We start from the raw sequence: 22,674 nt of genomic DNA, 5'->3' as shown, positions 1-22,674 counted from the left end.
TTCCATATCCCAAAAGATAAATCTTTATGCATAACCTTATTTCAGCAGCTTATCTGGAAACACTGGGTTTCAAGGGCGACTTTTCTCCAACATTAGCTCATCTGGAAAGCTTGTTAAGCCTGCATGTGCAGTCGATTGCTTTTAGTAATTTTGCTTCCTTTTTAGGTGACAAGGTCACATTGGCACCTGATCAGCTTGCTGAAAAGCTGTTGCTGAATGGTCAGGGCGGATATTGTCTGGAACATAGTACCTTGACCAGAATTGCATTAACCGAATTAGGGTATGAGGCGTATAACGTACTGGGACGGGTCTATTATCAAGGCACACCTGTCAGTACGCCTGTACGTAGTCATTTGGTGACACTGGTGCGTATTGATCAGCAACTATTTTTATACGATCCCGGATTTGGTGGTATGACGCCTACCACGATTTTATCTCTGGATCAGCCTAATGAGACACAGCATACCCCGCTCGAAGCGTTCAGGTTTGTAGAGGTTGCACAGAGCGGGCTGGAGCCTGCGGTGCTGACCGAAATGCAGTATATGTTGCAGGTTTGTCTTCATGATCAATGGGTTAATGTCTATGCCATTCATCCTGAACAGCAGATCGCAGAGGCAGATGCCGTAGTCGCCAACTGGTATATTTCGACTTCACCTGAATCTTTGTTTACCCAGTATCTCATGCTCTCCGTGATTCGTGCAGACCGGCGAATCACTTTAAAAGACCGTATCTTAAGAACGCATGGCAAAGCAAACTCGACCAAGAAAGAGTTAACTTCCTTTGATGAGTTTGAGCACACCATTCAAACCGTTTTTCAACTAAAGATACATGATCAACAACTGCGTGCGGCTTGGGAAAAATTGAAACAGGTGCAATAAATTGCGGTTATATTGCAGTAGGCTGATCTGTCTTGATCGATATTGAGTGTACTTGATAAATTGATGTCTTATTGTTTATTGTTCCTCTCTGCCTTTGGTGCGGCGACTTTATTACCCTTACAGTCTGAAGCAGTGTTGATGACCCTGTTGGTGCAAGGGACTTCCCAGCCTTTTTACCTGATCCTGGTCGCAACGATTGGTAATGTTTTGGGTTCCTGTGTGAACTGGTGGCTTGGCCTGAAAATCGAACACTTTAAAGATAAAAAGTGGTTTCCTGTATCCGGACAGCGATTAGAGCAGGCCCAACAGATATATCACAAATATGGTTTCTATTCGCTGTTACTGAGTTGGACACCTGTGATTGGCGATCCGATTACCTTGATTGCAGGCTTGATGAAAGAGAACTTCTGGCGATTCTTCGTGATCGTGACAATCGCCAAAGGTGGACGTTATTTAACCTTATATGCTTTATATCTGGGTATCTTTTAAAAAAGAGGAAACAACTGCGCTTCCTCTTGGGTTTATTGATCTGAACCTTGGCTGATATCGACTTTGAATAGGTCACTGGTTTTAAACCAGCAATAACTTACCACTGCAAGGGTCATGCAACCACCGAAAATGGTTGCGGTGATGGTGCCCAGATACTTGGCTGCCAAGCCTGACTCAAAAGCTCCGAGCTCATTACTTGAAGAGACAAACATTCCGTTCACGGCAGCGACACGCCCCCGCATATTTTCAGGGGGGAAGATCTGTAGCACGGTTTGACGTACCACAACAGAAACACTGTCACACGCTCCTGTCATGGCGAGGGCAAACAGCGATAGCCATAAATTGTTCGAGAAGGCGAATACAATGGTAAACAGGCCAAAGCCTGCGACGGCCAGCAGCATATTGCGCCAGGCGTGATGCATCGGTGGAAACTTGGTCAGTACGATCATGGTCACCAGTGCACCGATGGAAGGGGCAGCACGTAAATAACCTAATCCTTCAGGCCCGACCTTTAAGATGTCCTCGGCAAAAATTGGCAGCAGGGCAATTACACCACCAAACAGTACCGAGACCAGATCAAGGGAAATGGCCCATAAAACAATCTTGGTTTTCCAGATAAAGCGGAAACCGTCGGTCAGGCTTTGCAGCACATTTTCGGTTTCCATTTTCGGAAAAGTTCGCTTCGCTAGACAGTTAATTAAAATGAAGCAGATCGCCAATAATGCAGATACCGCAAACAGACTGGTTTCACGACCTAGAAAAGCCAGCATAAAACCCCCCAGCATCGGGCCAATGATGACCCCGCTTTGCCAGCCAATGGTGGTCCATGTCGCACCATTGGCATACAGCTCGCGGGGAATCAGAAAAGGCTTGAGTGATGTTGCCGACGGGTTATAAAAGCCGCGAATGGTGCCTAAGGCAAAAATGACGGCATAAATGCCCCAGGACAGTGTGGTGATCCCGATTTTTTCCAGTCCATGTAAATGGAACAATCCCCAAAGAACCAGAGGCAAGGGAATGGAAAAGAACAAACAGACTTTCATGATGCTTTGTTTATTCAGCTTGTCGGCAAAATAGCCACCCCATAACGACAGGGTAATAAAGGGGATCGCCTCTGCCAGACCAATAAAGCCAAGCGTAAGGGGATCACGGGTAATCTGATAGAGTGAATAGGCAACGATGATTTCCTGGATCAGGATGGCCAGGGTTAGGCAAAACTGATTAACGGTCACAATGGAAAAATCCCGATACCTTAAGGCGGCAAAAGCATCATTTTGTATATTCATATGAAAGGATATTTAAAAATTTGGTTCTATTATAGGATGAGTTGTTGGTATATTTCTCATCATTTGAGAATGAATAATAAAAATAAAGGGCGTGAAAAAATCGCTGCTTATTCTCAAAAAATAAGCATTTTACTTTTGTTTTAGCAGCAGATGCTATATCATACTGCCTTCCTTACCTGCAGGTCGCTTTGCAATAGTGCAAACGTGCCGAACAGGTGCCCAAAAGAGGTTACTATGGCTAAGTTAAAAACTCGCCGTGGTGCAGCTAAACGCTTTAAAGCGACTGCAAACGGTTTCAAGCGCAAACAAGCATTCAAGCGCCACATTTTGACCAAAAAATCTGCTAAGCGTATCCGTCAATTGCGCGGTTGTGTAATGGTTCACGTAAGTGACGTTGCATCAGTTCGTGCTATGTGCCCATACATCTAAGGAGATTATAAATGGCTCGTGTAAAACGTGGTGTACAGGCTCATCGCCGTCACAAAAAAATTCTTGCTCGCGCTAAAGGTTACTATGGTGCTCGTTCACGCGTTTATCGCGTAGCGTTCCAGGCGGTAATCAAAGCTGGTCAATACGCATACCGTGACCGCCGTCAAAAGAAACGTCAATTCCGTGCTTTATGGATTGCGCGTATCAATGCTGGTGCTCGTCAAAACGGTTTATCATACAGCCGTATGATCGATGGCTTGAAAAAAGCTCAAGTGATCATCGACCGTCGCGTATTAGCTGACATCGCTATGCATGATGCGGTTGCATTTGCTGCTTTAGCTGAAAAAGCTAAAGGTGCATTAGCTGCATAAGCTTAGAGATTCAAAAAAAGGCCGCTTTTTAGCGGTCTTTTTTATTTCCTTCCTATTATTATAAGTACAGACAAGATTGTGGTAATAAGTAATAAAAACTTAGCAAATTCATATTTCTGAACCAATAAAAATAGACCATATAATAGTATTAGGAGTATTGCTAAGACGATGAGTAGTGTGGTTAGTGCTCTCCAGCCAGAAATAGTTTCAGGTTCTGGCGAAGTGGCATTTTCGATAACTGGTGAATCTTGCAAACCAGATTCTTTTTTACTTAATATTATTTCTTTTTTTAACTCATTTTGAGTTTTTACTGGGATATAAGCTGATTGATAACTATTGGCAGTATGGCAAATAAGTTGGACAAACTGTTGACCAATTGATGCCTCATAGAGATTCAATTTATTGATTTCTTCCAAATCAAAGTTTTGGTATTCAGACAGTTCATTACGTGGATGTTTAAAGCCCCGAAGATTAATCTTTAAAGTGTCAAACTGTTGAAGCAGGGTGAATGCAAGATTATTTTGTGAAGAGGGATTCTCTAGCAATGGAAAAGTACATCCTTCTTCTTCGTGGGGGTAAAGATGCAAATTATTTGTGAACGAAATATCATACATTCCATAAAATTGATAAGGTGCAGAACGAATAATCTCTTGAGTTTCTTTATAGAAATTTTCCCAATTCAGATCACTATTAAATGTTCTCATTTTTTCGTTTTGCTCTAAATTTAAAGGAATAAGACTAAACAACATATAGTTCCGCTCGTCTTGAGTAGATAGAGTGCCCCAAAACTCTCTAGGATCGCCTATAGGTTGAATATCTTTTACAATCTCCCTTTCTATTTTTATTAATGCGATATTGGTATGTCTTAGATTGAAGACTAATACTGGATAATTATTTATTTCAAATAAAAATTTAGTTTGAGTTTTTTTAAATTCAGGAAAAAGTAGCGTAAAAGGATAAAGTGAACAATCGTATGCACCTTGATGGAATAGATCAAATATTAAGGCATCAATAGAGTCATAAATAAGTGAGCAATCATCTAAATCTCTCACCATAAAAATATCGTGATTACGAATGCTCCAATGGTGACGAACGGCATGATAAGAAATGAGGCCTTTAAAAAACTGCTGAGCATTATGTTGTAAACCTAATATAAACTTCCAGTAATTGTCGGTCATGGTTTTATAAGTACTATTATTGATGAGAAGTTAAGTTGATTATCATAGCTGAAACTATCTATGGGTTAAAACGTGCGCAGACAATATCACTTTAGACAAGTGGGTGAAGATAGTTATATCTGGGATGTACATCATCTGGTTGAGCTCACCCAAACTTTTGTGATCAAGAAAGTTGCGCTGGCTGATATTCAGGAGCTTCATGAGGCTTATTGGTTTCCAGATCACTTTCCGACGACACAGCAAATCATGGAACATTTTCAACTGGTACAAGACGCAGATCTGAATTATCCCATTATTTTATGTGCTGAAGGTCGGGTCATGGATGGCATGCATCGTATTGCCAAAGCATGTTTGCTCAAACAGGAGCATATTCTGGCGGTGCAATTTGAACACACACCTGAACCGGACTTTATCAATGTGAATGAAGATGAACTGGATTATGATGATTAAATTAATCTATTGATTTAATTCAAGATTACATAACCCAAACATGTTTGATTAGACTTTTTTCGCTGAATCTTTTTACAGTAAAGTAAAACAGAACAGGATAAGAAATATGAAAGTGAGTGTAGAAGGTTTAGAACAGGGCGCAATTGAAACTGAACTGAATATTTTGCCAAGACAAGGTGAAACGATCCGGATCTTTTATGGGCCCGATGCTGAAGTCGAGGGCGAAATTGAAAATATTCATCACATCGTCAATCAGCATGATGGCGGCCATAAAGTCATTATCAAAATCCGGCCAACTTTTTAAATTGAGTAGAAAAACCTGGATGGTGTGATCTAGGTTTTTTTATTGAGTTTGTTGTTATAAACCAAAATAATAAGCCACCACACAAATAATCACGGTCAGGAGAATTAGCTTAATGACGCCAGAAGTGCCCACCTTATGATGCGGGTGGTTAGGTGACTGGTGTACAGTTTCCATGGTCCGGTCAATGATTTCGGGGTGTTCAGCTGTCAATTGAGCGCTTTGGTAATGATTGGCGGTTTTCACGATCAGTTTGGCAAATAGCTCGTCCGTTTTTTGTGAAAAATTACGCAGGTTAATTTGCTCTTCTGGGCTGAGCAACTCACCAGTGGCATGATAAGGATGCTTTTTTTGCTGTTCCAAATGCTCTACCAATGCCTGGGTGCGATGTAATAAGCGGTGTGCACAGTCAGCTGGATAGTCGGTCGGGATCAAGGCAAGTTGCTGACTTGATAGCTCATCTGGATCGACTGCATAACCGTAAAAAGGAAAGTCCTGCTGTTCAGGCTCTATAAAGTTGTCCGCATATTTGCTCGCAAATAGTTCCTGTTCCAGAAAAATGGCAGTTTCATTCCAGTTGACTTTTTTCAGGTCAGCATCAATTTTCCTGCCCAGCTTGTCATTTAACTCATAACGCCAAAGAGCTTCTTGACGTAACAGAGATTGTTGGGAAGATGGAGCCTGAAACTCACGGTCATTATTGTCCCATTCAGCCAGTTCGTGTCCACAAATCCAGGCTATTTTTTTATTGCTGTGATGGCTCACGATAAAATGTGCAAAGGGAAGCAACTCAACATTGGCATTGGGATTCTGTTCATCATTGAGCACGCTGGATAAATGTAGACTCAGCTTTTTTACACCTTGTTTTTTTAGGCCTTCAAGCCAGATCTGGAAATGCTGTGCCAATAGATGTTGAGAGCGTAAATCTCTGAAGACCAGACGATTCTGAGCAAAAACCGGATGTTCGATCCAGCGACTGAAGTTGAGATTTCCCGCAAGGTATTCATTGCCATAGGTGACAAGGGTAAGCTGTTGTTTCCAGATCTGATCAAGCGCCATCGTTATTATTTCTCATTGACGAATTAGGGTTTATTGATATTTCACCTTACCAGCTATAGCTCTCATTGCGACAGTGGACATTTTTTGATGCTACAAGGCAAATCCTATGTCATTCTAAATAAATAAGATATAACGCAGCTGGTGCGTAAGACAACGCAATGCATGGTTGAAATGTCAATAGACCCTAATATCTTATCCATTTTATTTAATTATTGATCATTTTTTTCAAAAATTAATGTTTCTACTCCAACTTGCCGGGGGTTTTATCCTCGGCATGCTGCACAAAAACCAGAAGATTTAAAGCTTGTTTGCGCTTCATAAACCAGGTAAAAAGCTGATAAACTATAGCGTTTTATTATATTTCTATATTTTGTTGCTTTGAGAGTTACTATGTCACTGGAAGCCCTGACCACTGAAGCGCTTGCTGCCATTGCAGCGGCTCAAGACCTTGCTGCACTCGACCAAGTCCGTGTGCAATTTACAGGGAAAAAAAGCCAGCTTGCAGAGCAGTCGAAAGCACTTGGAAAAATGGATCCTGAAGAACGAAAAGTACAAGGCGCTGCGATTCATGCGGTTCGTGAAGCAATCAATGCTGCTTTGACCGAGCGTCAACAGACCCTGCAACAAGCTGAACTGGCAAAAAAACTGGCGAGTGAAACCATTGATATTACCTTGCCAGGGCGCGGTCAGCGTATGGGGAGCATCCATCCTGTTACTCAGGTCCAAGAGCGTATTTGCCAGTTCTTTACCAAGGCAGGTTTCCAGGTTGCACATGGTCCGGAAGTTGAAGATGACTACCACAACTTTGAAGCATTAAATATTCCTGGACATCACCCGGCACGTGCCATGCACGATACTTTCTATTTTGATGCGACACATTTGCTGCGTACGCATACGTCTGGCGTGCAAATCCGTACCATGGAAACCAGCCAGCCACCGATTCGTATTGTATGTCCGGGCCGTGTCTATCGTTGTGACTCGGATCAGACCCATTCGCCGATGTTCCATCAGATCGAAGGGCTATATGTGGCAGAGAACACCAGCTTTGCCGAGTTAAAAGGTCTATTGATCAACTTGCTGAATGAATTTTTTGAAAAAGATTTAAAGGTACGTTTCCGTCCGTCTTATTTCCCGTTCACCGAGCCAAGTGCCGAAGTGGATATCATGGATGAACGCGGTCGTTGGTTAGAGGTTCTCGGTTGTGGCATGGTACATCCAAATGTATTGCGTGCTGCAGGTATTGATCCTGATAAATACAAAGGCTTTGCTTTTGGTTTAGGGGTAGAGCGTTTTGCAATGTTGCGTTATGGCATCAATGACTTACGTATGTTCTACCAGAATGATGTGCGTTTCTTGCGCCAGTTTGCCTAAGCATTTTTTTCAGGATTAAATAAGGTTTATACAGATGAAAATTAGTGAAAATTGGTTACGCACGTGGGTCAACCCGGCTGTTGATAGTGATACTCTTTCTGATCAGCTGACTATGCTGGGTCTGGAAGTTGACGAAATGGCTCCTGTGGCAAAGCCATTTAGCGGCGTGGTTGTGGGAGAGGTGCTCACGGTTGAACAACATCCGGATGCAGACCGTTTACGCGTAACGACAGTTAATATCGGTTCTGGTGAGCCATTACAAATCGTTTGCGGTGCGCCAAATGTTCGTGCAGGTATGAAAGCACCGGTTGCAACTGTCGGCGCAGTATTGCCGGGCGACTTTAAAATTAAAAAAGGCAAACTACGTGGGGTTGAATCACACGGCATGCTTTGTGGCGCATCTGAAATTGATCTGGAAGATAAGATCGACGGTCTGCTGGAATTACCTGCAGATGCGCCAGTCGGGACCAATATCCGTGAATACTTAAAGCTGGATGACAACGTCATTGATATCAGCATTACACCAAACCGTGGAGACTGTTTCAGTATCCGGGGGATTGCACGTGAAATTGCAGTCATCAATCAGCTGAAGATGAATGAGCCTGAAATTCAGTCAGTTGCTGCAACCATCGCTGATGAAAAGGCCGTAACGATTACGACTGAAGGTACACCTCGCTATTTAGGGCGTATTGTTAAAAATGTCAATGTCAAAGCGGCAACACCAGACTGGATGGAGCAGGCATTAGCACGTTCAGGAATTCGTACCCATAGTATTCTGGTCGATATTACCAACTATGTGTTACTTGAGTTGGGCCAGCCAATGCATGCGTTCGATCTGGCAAAAATCGAAGGTTCGATTCAGGTTCGTCAAGCGCAAGCTAAAGAAAAGTTGATGTTGCTCAATGAGCAGGAAGTAGAACTGCAAGATGACATCATGGTGATTGCCGATGAACAAAAAGCATTGGCGATTGCCGGTATCATGGGCGGTCTGGATTCATCGGTAACCGATGATACGCAAGATATCTTCCTTGAAAGCGCTTTCTTTGCACCGCTGGCAATTGCTGGCCGTGCACGTCGTTTCGGTTTACATACCGATTCGTCACAACGTTATGAACGTGGTGTCGATTTTGAACTGCCAATGATCGCCATGCACCGTGCTTCTGAGTTGATTCAAGCCTTTGCGGGTGGTGAGTTCGGGCCGATCACGATTGCCGAGCAAGCGGCTTTATTGCCAAAACGTGAAGCGATTGCCTTAAAACAGTCTCAGGTTGACCAGTTGCTGGGTTATCCGGTTGCAGGTGATTTTATTGCCGATGCATTAACTCGTCTTGGCTGTAGTGTTACGGTCATTGCAGAGGGTGAGTGGAGTGTTGTACCCCCTTCGCATCGTTATGATATGGCGATTTATCAAGACCTGATCGAAGAAGTGGTGCGTATTCACGGTTATGACAATATTCAAATCAGTTTGCCAAAAATTGATGTCAAGCTAGAAAAATATCAAGACCGTTTTGAAATTGCACAATTGCGTCAAACAATTACAACGCTGGGCTATCAGGAAGCGATCAGTTTTAGCTTTGCCGATGCAAAACTTGAAAAGCAGCTGAACCCGGCCGTACAGCCATTAATGCTGGCAAACCCGATTTCAAGCGATCTGGCTGCGATGCGCAGTACCTTGTTGTCGAGCCTGATTCCATGTGTGCAGTACAACTTAAACCGTCAGCAACAACGTGTACGTTTCTTTGAGCTAGGCTTACGTTTTGATTATCAGAATGCCCAAACTATTCATGATCTCAAACAGATTCCAACACTGGCATTGATTGCGGTTGGCTCACGTGTACCAGAGTCCTGGCATGGCAAAGCTCAGGCAATGGATTTCTTTGACTTCAAGGGTGAAATTGAAGAAATTCTGGCGGCTGGACGTACCACGGTCGAGTTCACGCGCAGTGAACGTGCATGGTTACATCCGGGGCAGTCTGCTGAAATTCTGCTGGATGGACAATCGATCGGTTATCTTGGCCGTTTACATCCGTCGCTGGAAACTGAACTGGATTTGGGCACTACCTGGGTTGCTGAACTTGATCAGCAGGCAGTTTTGCAATCTTATGTATCTAATTTTACAGAATTATCACGTTTTCCATCGGTTAGACGTGATATTGCGCTTTTAATCTCTGATAATATTGAGGTAAGAGATATTCAGCGGTTAATTGAGCAAACTGGTGGTGAGTTACTTGACTCAACATGGTTGTTCGATGTGTATACGGGGCAAGGCGTTGAACACGGCAAACGCTCTCTCGCTTTTGCAGTGCTATGGCAACATCCAACTCGTACGCTTGAAGATGCTGAAATTAAATCTGGTATGGATAACATTATTCAAGTGTTGGAAGACACTTACCAAGCGACATTGAGGGCCTCATGACAGCATTAACAAAAGCAGATATGGCGGACCATTTAAGTGAGCTGACTAGCTTAAATCGCCGTGAAGCAAAACAAATGGTCGAGCTATTTTTTGATGAAATCAGCCAGGCATTAATCGCCGGTGAACAAGTCAAACTTTCTGGGTTCGGTAATTTTGAGTTGCGTGACAAACGTGAACGTCCGGGACGTAATCCAAAGACGGGTGAAGAAATTCCAATTTCTGCCCGTCGTGTAGTGACCTTTAGAGCAGGTCAGAAATTCAGACAGCGTGTTGGAAATGAGCAGATCGATTGATCTGCTTTTTTTATTGTTGTTATTGTATATGCCTTAAATTTTGGCATAAAAAAAAGAGAACCGTAAGGTTCTCTTTTTTCGATAATCTAAAACTAGATTATTGTGCAGCAGAAGCTTCAGCAGGAGCAGCTTCAGTCGCAGCAACGTCAGAAGCAGCAGCAACGTCAGTAGCAGCTTCAGCAACGTCAGAAGCAGCAGCAGCAACGTCAGAAGCAGCAGCGTCAACAGCTTCAGTAGCTTCAGAAGCAGCTTCTACAGCTTCAGATGCAGCAGCAGTAGCGTCAGTAGCTGGCGCTTCTTCTTTCTTAGTACAACCAACGAAAGCTAAAGTAGTAGCAATAGCAGCAGCAACAGCGAATTTTTTGAATAACATGGCATCACTCTCATAAAATTGTGAGATTAAAAAAAACCTGAGTTAGTCTGTTTGTGCTTTTATTATTCCTAAACGCTTTAGGTAACAACGCAGGGAGCAGTCTAACTGGTCTGATGCTATCCTATCAAAGCAATTCATGAATTACTACTGTTCTGCCCAACAAAACGGCAAAAATGGACAGAATTTGACTGTTTTTTGATAGAAAATAACTATGAAAGCTAAGCTTTGAATCGGTAAGTTAAGGAAATTAAATAAGTTATTTTTTAAATATATAATTAAATCAATAGAATAGTGTTTTTGGTAACTTTTTTGAAAAAATGTAAATGTTCTGTAAGTATGTCAACCAAATAAAAAAAGCTACCATTGAGGTAGCTTTTTCTGCAATGTTAGGTGGATGCTTTTCTTTTCATCTGATCGAAGAAATCGTCATTGGTTTTGGTTTCTTTCATGCGATCCAGCAAGAATTCCATCGCAGCAAGCTCATCCATCGGGTGAAGCAATTTGCGTAGAATCCAGACTTTACGCAGATTTTCTTCGCTCATCAGGCGTTCTTCACGGCGCGTACCCGATTTCTTGATATTCATCGCAGGGAAGACGCGTTTCTCTGCAATACGACGGTCAAGGGTAATTTCCTGGTTACCCGTACCTTTGAATTCTTCGTAGATTACATCGTCCATCTTGCTGCCGGTTTCAATCAGGGCAGTTGAGATAATGGTGAGTGAACCACCTTCTTCGATATTACGTGCCGCACCAAAGAAACGTTTTGGACGTTCTAAAGCATGCGCATCCACACCGCCCGTCAATACTTTACCAGAAGAAGGAATTACGGTGTTGTAGGCACGGGCAAGACGGGTAATCGAGTCGAGCAGAATCACGACATCTTTTTTATGCTCGACCAGACGCTTGGCCTTTTCAATGACCATTTCGGCAACCTGAACATGGCGGGCAGGTGCCTCATCGAAGGTTGATGCCACAACTTCACCACGAACGGTACGCTCCATCTCGGTCACTTCTTCAGGACGTTCGTCAATAAGCAGTACAATCAGGAATACTTCCGGGTTATTACGTACAATTGATTGCGCGATGTTTTGTAATAACATCGTCTTACCAGCTTTCGGCGGTGCCACAATAATTGAACGCTGGCCTTTACCGATAGGGGCAACCAGGTCTACAACACGTGCAGTTAAATCTTCTGTGGTTCCGTTACCCAGTTCCATCACCAGTTGTTCGGTCGGGAAGAGTGGTGTCAAGTTTTCAAATAAGATTTTATTACGGGAGTTTTCAGGCGTATCGTAGTTAATCTGGTTTACTTTTAATAAGGCAAAATAACGTTCACCTTCTTTTGGTGGGCGGATTGTACCGGTAATAGTATCGCCCGTACGCAAGTTAAAGCGGCGAATTTGTGATGGACTGACATAGATGTCGTCTGGGCCAGCCAAATATGAACCAGCCGCAGAGCGTAGAAAGCCAAAACCATCAGACAGAATTTCGAGAACACCATCACCAAAGATTTCTTCGCCATTCATGGCATGGCGCTTTAAAATGGCAAAAATAATATCTTGTTTACGGTTACGTGCCATGCCTTCAAGGCCCATAAACTCCGCAATTTTAATGAGTTCGCCAATGGGTTTTTTCTTGAGTTCAGTTAAGTTCATAAGTGGTCAGACAGAATGGAATAAGTGGAGGACTACGTTAGGGAAAGAATAAAAATCGACCGCATACATACATGCTGATGTAATTGTATTTACACAACCACAATTCAGTAGTCTGGTTCATTGTTTCAGAGAGAAATGTGAAAACAATTGTTTATTGCCGAGCGGCGATCTTATGTTTTGTGTCTTGTAAGAAGCGCAATGAAGTAGATTCCATTCAAAGCTTCTTGATCCAGAAATATAGAGGAAATCAGGGGATTTGTCAATTTTTAACTGGAAATACACGATTCGGTATAACGTGTATTTCCAGTACCGACCATCCAGTAATCGTATTAGATGTTTTGGTCAATAAATGCTGCAAGCTTAGAACGTGGAGCTGCACCAACCTGTTGAGCAACAACTTCACCATTTTTAAACATCAATAATGCAGGAATATTACGGATGTTGTATTTCACTGCAGTAGCTTCGCATGAAGTTACATCCACTTTAACGATTTTCACTTTACCTTCGTATTCGTTTGAAAGTTCTTCAAGTACAGGCGCGATTGCTTTACATGGCGCACACCAGCCAGCCCAGAAGTCAACAAGTACAGGAGTTTCAGCATCTAAAACATCTGCTTGGAAGTTTTCATCAGTTGTATTAACAATAGTCGCAGACATAAGGTTGCTCCAAATTTGAGAAATAAAGTGCGAATTTAAACATCATCACGATGAATATTACATTGCCGCTTTATTCAATGTAAGGGTTTGTTCCGATTATTCAAGTTTGAAAACGAAAAGTCTAATGGATGCTCACGATGCAGATTATCGACTTCTACAATGATTTAGGCGTTAAAAAGCAGAAATCAGTTACTTTTATTGATGAAAATGACTTTAAAATTGGAAGCATGTGAATTACTCTAATGCGTGAATTGAGCATGGGTTTATATGAATAATGTCTGATTTTCTGATTGATGAAGAATTACTTGCTGCGATTGATATGGGATCGAACAGTTTCCATCTTGCGATTGCTCGTGTTGATCACGGTGAAGTTAAGAAAGTCGCTTCAATGTCAGAAAAAGTACAGTTAGCTGCGGGACTGGATGAAAACAAGAATTTAACAGAGGCGGCACAGCAACGTGGACTGGCCTGTTTGGCCCGTTTTGTTGGCCGGTTAAGCTCGGTTCAGCCGAACCGTTTAAGAATTGTGGCGACCAATGCCTTAAGACAGGCGAAAAATGGTCATGAATTTATCCAGAAAGCAGCCGAAATTTTACCCAAACCGATTGAGATTATTGCTGGCCGGGAAGAAGCACGCCTGATCTATCTGGGCGTATCCCATACCATGGCCAATGGCGGACGCCGTCTGGTGGTCGATATCGGTGGCGGTTCAACCGAGTTTATTATTGGTGAAGAATTTGAGCCATTGCATACCGAATCTCTGCAAATGGGATGTGTGGCCTACAGTAAAACCTATTTTCCTGATGGCGAAATAACCACCAAGGCCTTTGACAAAGCGGTTGTTGCGGCACGTAAGGAAATGTCAGGTATTGCCAATACCTATAAAGTTGTTGGCTGGGACACCGTGGTCGGGTCGAGTGGTACCATTAAGGCCTGTCGCCAGATTGCGGTTAACCTGGGGTTGAGTGACGAACAGGAAAACCTGACCCGGGATGGACTGTATAAACTCAAAGACCGCTTACTCAAGTTCAAGCATATCTCTGAAATTGATTTTGAGGGACTGCGTGAAGACCGGCGAGCAGTTTTGCCAGCTGGACTTGCCATTTTATTTGCCATTTTTGAAGTTATGGATATCGATAAATTGGCATATTCTGATGGTGCGTTACGCGAAGGTGTCATGTATGACCTGCTTGGCCGTTTCAAGCATGAAGATATTCGTGACCGTAGTGTGCAAGCCCTGATGGGGCGTTATAACGCCGATCCGAAACAGGCAGAACGTGTAGTCAATACCGCCCAGCAACTGTTTGACGGGGTGGCACAGGCGCTAAATTTAACTACTGAAGACAGTGACTTACTGCGTCGTGCTGCTTATTTGCATGAAATTGGCCTGGCGATCAGCCACAGTGGTTATCATCGTCATGGCGCTTATTTATTGCAGCATTCGGACATTCCAGGTTTTTCACAAATTGATCAAAACCATTTGTCTCATCTGGTTTCACATCATCGCCGCAAATTACGTGCAGATGCAAAAAATGACGTTTTAAAGGTCGGTGGCAACCATCTACTGTATCTTTGCCTGTTGCTTCGCCTTGCTGTTTTACTGAATCATAGTCGTAGTGATCAGATGCTTCCTGCCATTGAACTGAGTGTTGTAAATGATCAACAATGGCAGCTAAGCGTATCTGGCGATGCTAAACAATGGCCTTTATTAGTTGCTGACCTGCATGATGAACAAGTGCAGTTTAAGCATTGGGACATTGAGTTAAATATTCAGTCAGACAAATTTGTTGATTAACCATATTATTATGGATCATTCTTGACTTATGAAAAATAAAGCGACTCAGTCCAAGGCTTGGGCTACGGTTCAAATTGCACGACATCCTGAACGTCCGCAATTTCTGGATTATGTGAGTGAAATCTTTACAGAATTTGATGCACTGCATGGTGACCGTTTATTTGGTGATGATGGCGCCATGATTGGCGGTCTGGCACGTTTTGATGGACAACCTGTGATGGTGGTTGGCCAGCATCGTGGTCGCAGTACCCGTGAAAAGTTACAGCATAACTTTGGTATGTGTAATCCTGAAGGTTATCGTAAATCGCAGCGCCTGCTGGATATGGCTGAGCGTTTCAATTTACCTGTCTTTACTTTTGTCGATACTATGGGGGCTTACCCGGGCGTAGGTGCAGAGGAGCGTGGACAGGCCGAAGCAATTGCGACCAGTCTGGCCCAGCTTTCAAGTTTAAAAGTTCCCGTGATTGCTACCGTGCTTGGTGAAGGTGGCTCGGGCGGTGCATTGGGTATTGGGGTGGCAGACCGTGTCATTATGCTATCGCACAGTATCTATTCTGTAATTTCTCCTGAAGGCTGTGCTTCCATTTTGTGGAAAACAGCAGACAAGGCTGCACAAGCAAGTGAAGCGCTGGCATTAACAGCCGACAAGCTTCAGGCTTTAGGAATTGTGGAATATGTCGTGGATGAAGGCGAAGGGGCGCATTTGCAACCTGAAAAAGTCATGCATGATTTAAAAGATGTGCTCAAACAGGCTTTAGATGAATTGCAACCGATGGATGCCCAGGAACGATGCGACGCCCGTTATCAACGTTTAATGAAGTTTGGCAGCAGCAATTTAGGCATCGCGTCTTAGCACAAACACAGCATTTTTCTGAACAAACCCGATTCCTGATCGGGTGTAGCGGCGGCATGGATTCCATGCTGTTGCTGCATCTGATGTCAGTACTTTTCCCTCATCAGACCCGCGCCATTTATGTTGATCATCAACTCCAGAATATGAGTGTGGCGTGGGGGCAGCTCGTACAGCAGCAAGCTGCAGCACTCAACCTGCCTTGTATTTTACAAAAAGTCTCGGTTGCGACAGGCAACCTTGAACAGCAAGCGCGACAGGCCCGGTATCAGGCTTATCGGCAGCATTTACAGCCTGGTGAAATTCTGGTTCTGGCCCATCATCAGCAAGATCAGGCCGAAACACTGCTATTGCGTTTATTGTCTGGCGCCGGGGTCAATGGTCTTGCAGCCATGCAACAGCTTGATATCCGTGAGGATATGACTATCTGGAGACCCTTTCTGCAACTGAGCCGGGCCCAGATTGAGCAATGGGCGGCACAGCTTGGTCTTGATTATGTCACTGATCCTACCAACCATGATACCCATTATGACCGGGCATGGTGCAGGGAACAGTTATGGCCAGTTCTAGAAAGCCGTTTTCCTAAAATGCAGGCAGCCATAGCCCGCAGCAGTATGCTGATGCAGGACGCTGCAAGTATTTTAAATGAAGTCCTGCAACAGGACTGGCGCCACTGCGCAACAGAGCATGAGCTGGATTTGACCAGATTAGGTCAACTTTCATCTGCACGGCAACGGCAACTCCTTTCAGACTGGATCAAGGGGAGGGAGCAGTACCGGCCAAGTTATGATATGGTCCAGCGCCTGCAAAATGAAGTGATTCTGGCAAAGCCGGATGCACAGGCAAGCCTGCATATCCATCCATATTATTATGTGCGCTATCAGAAAAAACTGTATCGCCTCAGTCGAGAAGTCCTGTATGCAGAACGGCTCGTGCATATTGAAGAGGTTGTTTTTCAACACTATCAGCTACAACAAAGCATCCGGGTCGCGTCTGGCGAGTTCAGGATTATCAATCAAGAGGTTGGTTTATCGGCAAGCTTACTCGGCCAGGAGTTAAAGCTGCTCAGACGCCGGGGGGGAGAAAAGATTCATCTTTATGGGCGTGTTGGCCATTGGCCGCTCAAAAAAGCCGTTCAAGAAGCACAGATTTTGCCTTGGTTACGTCATACAATTCAAATATTAGTCGTGGATAATGTTATGCTTGGGGTTTTTAGCCCAAAAGGGTTTTGGTTAGCGCAATCCGAGTACGTGGTACAGGGGGGCTGGCAACCAAGTTTAATTTCCGACTGTATTTTTCATCGGTCTTTTTCAAATGGCGAGTAGGACATGGCGACAGCATTGAATAAAAATATCTGTTTTATTGGTGGCGGAAATATGGCGCAAGCCTTGATTGGCGGATTACTTTCTCGTGGGTTGCCTACGACACGTATTACCGTTTCTGATCCTGTCGAGCAGATTCGTCACGTATTGGAAGAAAAAGGAATCCAGACGACAACAGATAATGTTGAAGCCATTCAGCATGCAGATGTGGTAGTACTGGCAGTCAAACCGCAAGTGCTGGCAACGGTATTACAACCATTAAAAGGCCTGTTGTCAGATAAACTGGTGATTTCGATTATTGCTGGGGCTGAAATTCAGACCATTTCAGATTTAATCGGTGGCAGTCAGCGTATTGTGCGGGTGATGCCCAATACGCCTGCGCTGGTACAGACGGGGGCGCATGGCATTTATGCGTCTGAAGCAGTCGATGCACAAGACCGTGAATTGACCAGCCAGATTCTGGCTGCGACGGGTTTGACCCTTTGGGTGGAAAATGAAGCACAGATTGATGCGGTTACTGCGGTATCCGGTTCTGGCCCTGCCTATTTCTTCTACTTGATGGAAAGCATGATTCGCGCCGGAAAAAATCTGGGGCTAGATGAGAAGGTGGCAACTGCGTTGACCCTGCAAACAGCCTTGGGTGCAGCGCAAATGGCGATTACCAGCTCGAATTCTCCAGCAGAATTACGTAAAAACGTGACCTCTCCCAACGGCACAACACAGGCAGCTTTAGAAGTGTTTGATCGTGCCCAGATTTCACAAAATATTCAGGCAGCGCTTGCAGCGGCTCAAAAGCGTAGCCAAGAGCTTGCACAAGAGCTGAGTGACAAGACTAAATCGGTTTAAGTAGGATAAGACAATTATGGGTGCAAGTTCTGCGCTAATTTTTGGTGTTTTGATCAATGTTGCTATTTTATTGGTCTTTTTCCGTTTTTTAATGCAATTGGCGGCAGTGAGTCCATACAATCCTGTAGTGCTTTCCACAGTGAAAGCAACCAGAATTGTAGATATTTTTAGCCGTATTTTCCCGACAGTCGGTAAGGGGCGTGTCAATCTGGCCGCAGTGGCTTTATTGGTGGTCCTGTATTTGTTGAAGATGTTTGGCTTGATGTATTTGTCTGGACAGATGCCCCATAGTGCAGTTTATCTGGTCGTGACGACCTTTGTGACCATGATTCAGGATCTGATCCGTTTCTGTCGCTATCTGATTTTTGCAACCATTATTTTAAGCTGGGTGGTGATGTTTACCCAGTCCCGTTCACCTTATATCGAAGTCATTCAGGAACTGGCGGAGCCTTTGCTGGCACCTTTCCGTCGCATATTACCGAATATGGGGATGATCGACCTTTCCCCGATTCTGGCATTTCTGGCGCTGTATGTTGCCGAGATCCTGATGAATGAAGCCGCTAAAATCCTGTTAACAGGACTTTAATGGCGCTTGATTCAGTAAAAAATGGGCATTATGCCCATTTTTTTATTTCTTGATGAATAGCTGCCGTATGGCTTGATTGAGTGGATTGGAAAAATAGCGTGCAATCCAGCCTCCCAGAGCGATAGCCAGCACAAAGTAAATCAGTAATAACAGCAGCTTAATATTGCCTTGTGTGAGAGCCGGGGTATAAAACAGCTTGAACAGGCCCAGAATAACGAGATGAAATAGATAAATTTCATAGCTATTCTTGCCAATATTCCTGACCCAGTCAAAACGGGAAGATCCAGCGTTGAGCGGTTCATTAGCCACACTGGCCAGAATCACCAGCACGGTGGAACATGCAAACAGGCTGATTCCCCATATGCAGTTGTCTTTAATCGATCCTGAAAAATAAATGAAGACCATGACCGCAATAGCCATCGCTTTTAGGGCTGACCAGATTCGGTGGCTCAAATGAAGCCGGGGCGCAAGCAAAGCTGCAATACACCCCCATGCAATCCCATCAAAACTGGAAAAATAATGATATAAATAGGCGCCGCTTTCTTCCCCATAATGCAAATACCTGAAATAGGGGGCAAATACAATCAGGCCGAGACAAAGCAGTACAAACAGCGCCTGTTTTCTGAAGAAGAGGGCTGCCAGCGGGAAAGTTAGATAAAAGACTTCTTCAACTGATAGGGACCACAACACACCCAGAACATAATTGACCCAGCCATTTTCAATAATCAGGATATTCATCCAGAAACTGAGTGCAGCCAGATTGACGGTAGATTGCGCAACAATAATGCCATTCGGTGCCTGGGTCATAAATGGTTTTAGCTCAAAAGCCCCCAGAAGATTGACCAGACAGATCAGTAAAATCATGGTCGGCATGATGCGGGAAAATCTTGAAATGTAAAAATCCCGAATGTTGATCTGGTCAAGGGTACCCCAGCGCTTCAGAGTGTGCGAGGTGATCAGGTAACCCGAGATCACAAAGAACATGGTAACGCCATAATTGCCATTTCGGGCGAGGAGCGTGGTGATATGTTCTCCAAAAACCTGAAAACTGATGGAAGTATCCAACAGTTTGTAAGGAATATTAAAGTGATGCAGCAATACCAGAAAAATGGAAATAAAACGTAATGAATCAATGGAAGGATAACGTTTAAACTGAACTTGATTAAAGGACATGTCGCATTCCTTTCTCCTATGCGGATTAATTTTTATCGGTTATTCTTTCTTGGTGTTCTTGTAGCGCAGGAGGAATATATCCTCCTGTCTGCAAGAAACTTATTATTGATGACGTTATTGTGCAGGATTAATGGGCTGCATCCCAGTTTTGGCCCTGTCCCACTTCAACCACAAACGGTACGGAAATTTGCAAGACGGACTGCATCACTTCGGCAATCTGTTTGGAAAGTTCATCGGCAATCGCCACATCTGCTTCAAATACAAGTTCATCGTGCACCTGTAAGAGCAGCTTGGCCTGATCTTTTGGCAGCATCTTATCGACTGCGATCATGGCAAGTTTAATAATATCGGCCGCACTGCCTTGTAGGGGCGCATTAATTGCTGCACGTTCGGCTGCCTGTTTAATCATTTTATTGGTTGCCATGATGTCCGGAGTATACAGACGGCGGCCTAAAATGGTTTCCACAAAACCTTGTTCGCGTGCAATCTGGCGCGTGCGCTCCATGTACTCCAGTACACCAGGGTAGCGCTGGAAATAACGGGCGATATAACTGCGGGATTCTTCACGGCTAAAACCAAGCTGACGGGTCAAGCCGAATTCGGACATGCCGTAAAGCAGGCCGAAGTTAACCGCCTTGGCTTGGCGACGCTGGTCATTGGTGACCTCTTCAATGGCAATGCCGAGAACTTCCGATGCGGTACGGCGATGCACGTCCTGACCTTGCTGGAAGGCGTGTACCAGCGCATCATCTTGAGAGAAATGTGCCATCAAACGGAGTTCGATTTGCGAGTAATCGGCTGCCAGTAACACCCGGCCTTCAGGAGCAATAAATGCTTTACGGATCTGACGGCCAATCGGGGTACGGATTGGAATATTTTGCAGGTTTGGATCAGTAGAAGACAAGCGGCCTGTCGCCGTGAGGGCCTGATGATAACTGGTGTGTACCCGGTGAGTTGCATCGTTTGATTGTACAATCAGGCGATCGGTATAGGTATTTTTCAGTTTGGCCAGGCCGCGGTGTTCCAGGATCACCTCTGCTAGAGGATGCTCAATTTTTTCCAGAATACTTTCACTGGTACTGTACTGTCCAGTTGCCGTTTTTTTGCCGCCTTTGAGGCCAAGCTTTTCAAACAGGACTTCGCCGACCTGCTTGGGTGAGGCGACATTAAAGGCCTCGCCAGCCAGTTCGGCAGCTTGCAGTTCAAGATTCTGGATGGTTTCAGAAAACTCGACACTCAGTTGATCAAGGAATTGGTGATCCAGCTTGATCCCGTCTTCTTCCATGCCGGTAAGTACGCGTGCAACCGGCATTTCGATGTTATGCAGGATATTCACCAGTTCCGGATGACTGTGTAATTTTGCAGATAGCACTTCATAAAGCCGGTAGGTGACATGGGCATCTTCGGCTGCATAATGGGCTGCCACTTCAAGTTCGATCTGGTTAAAGGTTTTTTGCTTGGCGCCTTTACCGGCAATCTGTTCAAAAGTTGTGGTCAAATGGCTGAGGTATAGACGGGCGACATCGTCCATGCCATGACGCGTTGCCGCAGCATTCAATACATAAGACGCCAGCATGGTGTCAAAATACCAGCCTTGAATGGTAATACCGTGATTGGCAAAAATATGGGCGTCATATTTCAGATGGTGACCGATCTTTCTGACTTTGTCGTTTTCTAGAACCGGTTTGATCTGGGCCAGTACCTGTTCGCGGTTTAGCTGTTCAGGTGCACCTTCGTAATCATGCGCGACAGGCACATAGTAAGCGTCATTGGCATCAAAGGCGATCGAGAAACCGACCAGTTCGGCAAAGCGGTAGTCCAGGTTGGTGGTTTCGGTATCAATGGCAAAGTGGTCTGCCTGCTGCATGCGCTGTAATAATGCATCCCAGTCTTGCGGGCTGAGCACGGTATGGTAGGTAGCTGTGCCCAGTTGGTCATCCTGGCTGGACAGGCTGGCATGATCTTCGATCACGACTTGTTCTGTCTGCTGCTCGGCTTTGACGATGCTCTGGGCAGCTTGTTGATAGGCCGGACTATTTGGATTGTTGGGATGATCCAGAGACTGTAACTGATTACGGAATTCCAGTTCGGTATATAGTTCGCGTAATTGGTCGACATTCGGATTGCAGAGCTTGAGATCATGCCAGTCCAGCGCCAGATCCAGATCACAGACAATACTCGCCAATTGATGGTCGACCTTGATGTTGTCGAGATTGTCTTTAATGTTCTGGCTGATTTTACCCTTGAGCTGATCGACATTGGCAATGATATTGTTTAATGAACCATATTCATTCAACAGTTTTGCCGCGGTTTTGGCTCCAACACCCGGTACGCCCATAATACCGTCGGAGGCATCGCCCATCAGGGTCAGGTAATCAATGATCTGGTGCGGATGAACCCCAAACTTTTCAAAAACACCTGCTTCATCAAGTACACGCTCCTTAAAGCTGTCTTCCAGCTTGACGTGTTCATTGACCAGTTGGGCCATGTCTTTGTCCCCTGTTGAAATCAGGACGTGATGGCCTTCCGAAAGGGCACGTTTGGTTAAGGTGCCAATAATATCATCAGCTTCAGCACCTGGCAGGCTATATAAAGGAATACCTTGTGCCTTGATCAGGGCATGCAGATATGGAATCTGCTGCGACAGTTCCTCCGGCATGCTTGGCCGGTCACCTTTATAGATCGGTGATAACTTATGCCGGAAAGTCGGTTCCGGTGTATCAAAAATTACCGCCATGTGGGTCGGCTGGGTACGACGCATCAATTTCTGTATGGCAGAAATTGCACCACGTATTGCATTGGTATGTAAGCCTGTCGACGTCGTTAATGGAGGTAAGGCGTGAAAAGCACGAAATAAGAAATAAGACCCGTCAACCAAGACAAAAGGTGGCATTGCG

The 22,674-nt window shown here is 44.5% G+C and carries 21 protein-coding genes and 1 pseudogene; 14 read left to right on the top strand and 8 right to left on the bottom strand.

Annotated elements, in window-relative coordinates; genetic code table 11:
* The first annotated feature begins 26 nt into the window (after positions 1–26).
* Together OC23_RS09830 and OC23_RS09825 are read left to right on the top strand one after the other, a co-directional pair.
* Positions 27–878 (top strand): arylamine N-acetyltransferase family protein, encoded by an 852-nt coding sequence (locus OC23_RS09830; protein ID WP_038344478.1) that lies wholly within the window; start codon positions 27–29, stop codon positions 876–878.
* 63 nt (positions 879–941) lie between these two features.
* Positions 942–1,367 carry a YqaA family protein gene (locus OC23_RS09825; protein WP_038344477.1) on the top strand — a complete coding sequence of 142 codons (426 nt, stop codon included), beginning with the start codon at positions 942–944 and terminating at the stop codon, positions 1,365–1,367.
* Positions 1,368–1,399: 32 nt separating this feature from the next.
* Here OC23_RS09825 and OC23_RS09820 read toward each other — a convergent pair whose 3' ends face one another.
* A complete protein-coding gene (locus OC23_RS09820; protein WP_038344476.1) occupies positions 1,400–2,653 on the bottom strand; it encodes an MFS transporter in 1,254 nt (417 codons plus the stop codon).
* Positions 2,654–2,887: 234 nt separating this feature from the next.
* Between OC23_RS09820 and rpmI the strand changes: the two genes are divergently transcribed.
* Positions 2,888–3,082, top strand: coding sequence for a 50S ribosomal protein L35 (rpmI, locus tag OC23_RS18810; protein WP_004637967.1), 195 nt, complete (start codon positions 2,888–2,890; stop codon positions 3,080–3,082).
* Positions 3,083–3,093: 11 nt separating this feature from the next.
* The gene (rplT, locus tag OC23_RS09815; protein WP_004867327.1) at positions 3,094–3,453 is read left to right on the top strand and encodes a 50S ribosomal protein L20; all 360 of its coding nucleotides are present in this window, start codon (positions 3,094–3,096) and stop codon (positions 3,451–3,453) included.
* A gap of 41 nt (positions 3,454–3,494) precedes the next feature.
* On the opposite strand, the gene OC23_RS09810 is transcribed toward rplT, so the two are convergent.
* Complete coding sequence (locus OC23_RS09810; protein ID WP_038344474.1) at positions 3,495–4,631, bottom strand: hypothetical protein; 1,137 nt, start codon at positions 4,629–4,631, stop codon at positions 3,495–3,497.
* A 72-nt stretch (positions 4,632–4,703) separates the two neighbouring features.
* Here OC23_RS09810 and OC23_RS09805 point away from each other — a divergent pair, with 72 nt between their 5' ends.
* Positions 4,704–5,081, top strand: coding sequence for a hypothetical protein (locus OC23_RS09805; protein WP_038344472.1), 378 nt, complete (start codon positions 4,704–4,706; stop codon positions 5,079–5,081).
* Positions 5,082–5,187: 106 nt separating this feature from the next.
* Positions 5,188–5,385 carry a hypothetical protein gene (locus tag OC23_RS09800; RefSeq protein ID WP_038344470.1) on the top strand — a complete coding sequence of 66 codons (198 nt, stop codon included), beginning with the start codon at positions 5,188–5,190 and terminating at the stop codon, positions 5,383–5,385.
* 54 nt (positions 5,386–5,439) lie between these two features.
* Here OC23_RS09800 and OC23_RS09795 read toward each other — a convergent pair whose 3' ends face one another.
* Positions 5,440–6,441, bottom strand: coding sequence for a hypothetical protein (locus OC23_RS09795; protein WP_038344468.1), 1,002 nt, complete (start codon positions 6,439–6,441; stop codon positions 5,440–5,442).
* 390 nt (positions 6,442–6,831) lie between these two features.
* Here OC23_RS09795 and pheS point away from each other — a divergent pair, with 390 nt between their 5' ends.
* The 3 genes from pheS to OC23_RS09780 are packed head-to-tail and all read left to right on the top strand — an operon-like array spanning position 6,832 to position 10,521.
* Entirely contained in the window at positions 6,832–7,812 is a 981-nt protein-coding gene (pheS, locus tag OC23_RS09790; RefSeq protein WP_004664219.1) for a phenylalanine--tRNA ligase subunit alpha, read from the top strand.
* 34 nt (positions 7,813–7,846) lie between these two features.
* Positions 7,847–10,228 (top strand): phenylalanine--tRNA ligase subunit beta, encoded by a 2,382-nt coding sequence (pheT, locus tag OC23_RS09785; protein WP_038344464.1) that lies wholly within the window; start codon positions 7,847–7,849, stop codon positions 10,226–10,228.
* The gene (locus tag OC23_RS09780) at positions 10,225–10,521 is read left to right on the top strand and encodes an integration host factor subunit alpha (protein ID WP_000126166.1); all 297 of its coding nucleotides are present in this window, start codon (positions 10,225–10,227) and stop codon (positions 10,519–10,521) included. Before pheT ends, OC23_RS09780 begins: the two co-directional genes overlap by 4 nt.
* Before the next feature lie 172 nt (positions 10,522–10,693).
* On the opposite strand, the pseudogene OC23_RS09775 reads toward OC23_RS09780, so the two are convergent.
* From OC23_RS09775 to trxA, 3 genes and pseudogenes are all read right to left on the bottom strand, one after another.
* A pseudogene (locus tag OC23_RS09775) lies at positions 10,694–10,894 on the bottom strand (hypothetical protein); the annotation flags it as partial.
* 386 nt (positions 10,895–11,280) lie between these two features.
* Positions 11,281–12,549 (bottom strand): transcription termination factor Rho, encoded by a 1,269-nt coding sequence (gene rho, locus OC23_RS09770; RefSeq protein ID WP_004906752.1) that lies wholly within the window; start codon positions 12,547–12,549, stop codon positions 11,281–11,283.
* 329 nt (positions 12,550–12,878) lie between these two features.
* Entirely contained in the window at positions 12,879–13,205 is a 327-nt protein-coding gene (trxA, locus tag OC23_RS09765) for a thioredoxin (protein WP_038344462.1), read from the bottom strand.
* A gap of 274 nt (positions 13,206–13,479) precedes the next feature.
* Here trxA and ppx point away from each other — a divergent pair, with 274 nt between their 5' ends.
* The 5 genes from ppx to OC23_RS09740 are packed head-to-tail and all read left to right on the top strand — an operon-like array spanning position 13,480 to position 18,604.
* On the top strand, positions 13,480–15,000 hold the full coding sequence (gene ppx, locus OC23_RS09760) for an exopolyphosphatase (protein WP_038344461.1): 1,521 nt from the start codon (positions 13,480–13,482) through the stop codon (positions 14,998–15,000).
* A 28-nt stretch (positions 15,001–15,028) separates the two neighbouring features.
* The gene (locus OC23_RS09755; protein ID WP_038344459.1) at positions 15,029–15,853 is read left to right on the top strand and encodes an acetyl-CoA carboxylase carboxyltransferase subunit alpha; all 825 of its coding nucleotides are present in this window, start codon (positions 15,029–15,031) and stop codon (positions 15,851–15,853) included.
* Between the two features lie 56 nt (positions 15,854–15,909).
* Positions 15,910–17,175 carry a tRNA lysidine(34) synthetase TilS gene (tilS, locus tag OC23_RS09750; RefSeq protein ID WP_038344458.1) on the top strand — a complete coding sequence of 422 codons (1,266 nt, stop codon included), beginning with the start codon at positions 15,910–15,912 and terminating at the stop codon, positions 17,173–17,175.
* 3 nt (positions 17,176–17,178) lie between these two features.
* Positions 17,179–18,018: a pyrroline-5-carboxylate reductase gene (gene proC, locus OC23_RS09745; protein ID WP_038344457.1), complete on the top strand. Its 840-nt coding sequence runs from the start codon at positions 17,179–17,181 to the stop codon at positions 18,016–18,018.
* Between the two features lie 16 nt (positions 18,019–18,034).
* Complete coding sequence (locus OC23_RS09740; RefSeq protein WP_038344455.1) at positions 18,035–18,604, top strand: YggT family protein; 570 nt, start codon at positions 18,035–18,037, stop codon at positions 18,602–18,604.
* Positions 18,605–18,646: 42 nt separating this feature from the next.
* On the opposite strand, the gene OC23_RS09735 is transcribed toward OC23_RS09740, so the two are convergent.
* Entirely contained in the window at positions 18,647–19,777 is a 1,131-nt protein-coding gene (locus OC23_RS09735) for an acyltransferase family protein (RefSeq protein WP_038344453.1), read from the bottom strand.
* A 127-nt stretch (positions 19,778–19,904) separates the two neighbouring features.
* Positions 19,905–22,670, bottom strand: a complete 2,766-nt coding sequence (gene polA, locus OC23_RS09730) for a DNA polymerase I (protein ID WP_038344452.1) — start codon at positions 22,668–22,670, stop codon at positions 19,905–19,907.
* Positions 22,671–22,674: the final 4 nt, after the last annotated feature.

Source organism: Acinetobacter sp. A47, assembly GCF_000805455.1.
Classification (GTDB): Bacteria; Pseudomonadota; Gammaproteobacteria; order Pseudomonadales; family Moraxellaceae; genus Acinetobacter.
This window is presented reverse-complemented; position numbering and strand designations above follow the sequence as displayed.